This window comes from Micromonospora sp. NPDC023814, assembly GCF_040639595.1.
Lineage (GTDB): Bacteria > Actinomycetota > Actinomycetes > Mycobacteriales > Micromonosporaceae > Micromonospora.
The window spans coordinates 1-1525 of the sequence record NZ_JBFAAF010000227.1; the positions used below are offsets into that span (position 1 = coordinate 1).

Annotated in this window: 2 protein-coding genes; both read right to left on the reverse strand. The window is 68.5% G+C overall.

The window, feature by feature from the left end; genetic code table 11:
- Positions 1–35: 35 nt before the first annotated feature.
- A complete protein-coding gene (locus AB0G14_RS35635) occupies positions 36–1040 on the reverse strand; it encodes an IS3 family transposase (RefSeq protein ID WP_357705208.1) in 1005 nt (334 codons plus the stop codon).
- Complete coding sequence (locus AB0G14_RS35640; RefSeq protein ID WP_357705206.1) at positions 1037–1450, reverse strand: transposase; 414 nt, start codon at positions 1448–1450, stop codon at positions 1037–1039. The genes AB0G14_RS35635 and AB0G14_RS35640 overlap by 4 nt, the downstream gene beginning before the upstream one ends.
- Between the last annotated feature and the right edge of the window lie 75 nt (positions 1451–1525).

A 1525-nucleotide genomic window follows, 5' to 3' on the forward strand; every position in this document is an offset into this window, starting at 1 on the left:
CGGAACCTGTCAAGTCAAGTGAGACGTTTTCGTGGTCAGGTGTTCTGTAGATCTGCGGGTTGAGCTGTGGGTTTGTTGATCCAGACGGTGTTGGGCAGGGCTGGGGGTCGGGGGCGGCGGGTGAACCGGTCGGGGTGGGCTCGCCAGGCGGCGTCGAGGGTGGCCTGCCGCTGGCCGTGCACGTCGCCGGCGGTGCCGTAGTGCACTGAGGCGGGGGTGTGCAGGCCGATGCCGGAGTGGCGGTGCTCGTGGTTGTAGTAGGTGAAGAACTCGGTGCAGAACTCGCGGGCGTGGTGCAGGGAGTCGAACCGGTCGGGGAACGCGGGGCAGTACTTCAACGTCTTGAACTGGGCCTCGGAGTACGGGTTGTCGTTCGACACCCGGGGCCGGGAGTACGAGCGGGTTACATCGAGGTCGGCGAGGAGTTCGGCGACGGGTTTGGAGGTCATCGACGAGCCGCGGTCGGCGTGCAGGACCTCGGGCCGGACCCGGTTGCGGGCGATGGCGTCATCGATCACCTCCCGGGCGAGCATCGAGTCCTCGCCGGTGGCGACGTGCCAGCCGACGACGTACCGGGAGTACACGTCGATGATCACGTACAGGTGGTAGAACACGCCCCGCGCCGTGGTTTTCAGGCGGGTGATGTCCCACGACCACACCTGCGACGGCCCTGTGGCGGCCAGCTGCGGGATGGTGCGTGGCGGGTGGGTGGCCTGCCGCCTGCGTTCCCGGCTCTCGCCCGCCTGGCGCAGGATCCGGTACATCGTGGACTGCGAGCACCAGTACACACCCTGGTCGAGTTCGCGGGCCCACACCTGCGCCACGGACATCTCCGCGTACTCATCCCGATGCAGCAGGTCCAGAACCTGCTGGCGTTCCGCCGGGGTCAGCGTCGACGGCGGTGGCGTCTTCGGCCGCAGCGGCCGGGACACCACGGGCGGCTGCTGACGCCGGTAGTGCGTGGCGCGGGACCGGCCGGTCAACCGGCACGCACCCGCCACACCAACAAGCGGGGTCAACGCGTCGAACGCCTCGCTCAGCGCCTGCGTGGCCGCGTCCGAGTGTCGTCCGCGCTCTCGGACAACGTTTCCAAGAGCGCGTGCGCTTTTCCCATGATCTCCAACGCGGCCTTCGTCCGCGCCAGATCCGTCTCCAGACGCTCGTTCCGTCGCCGCAGCCGCTCCACCTCAGCGGCCTCCGCGCTACGGCGCCGGTTCTCACCCACCGGGCTCTTGCGGGAACCCAACGCGGTCAACGCCCCCGCGTCCCGCGCGGCACGCCACTCCAGGATGTGGGAGTGGTACAGGCCCTCCCGACGCAGGATCACCGCCCCCTCACCCGTGGCCTTCGCCGCGTCGTACTCCGCCACAATCCGCAGCTTGTACTCCGCGGTGAACGTCCGCCGCTTCGGCCGTCCGCCCTGCTCACCCGACGTGTTAGGTAGTGTCACGATGATCCTCTTCCTGTCTCCCATCGAGCCTAGCTCGCCCGGGAAGGCTGTCTCCTCTCAGCCTGACAGACAGGG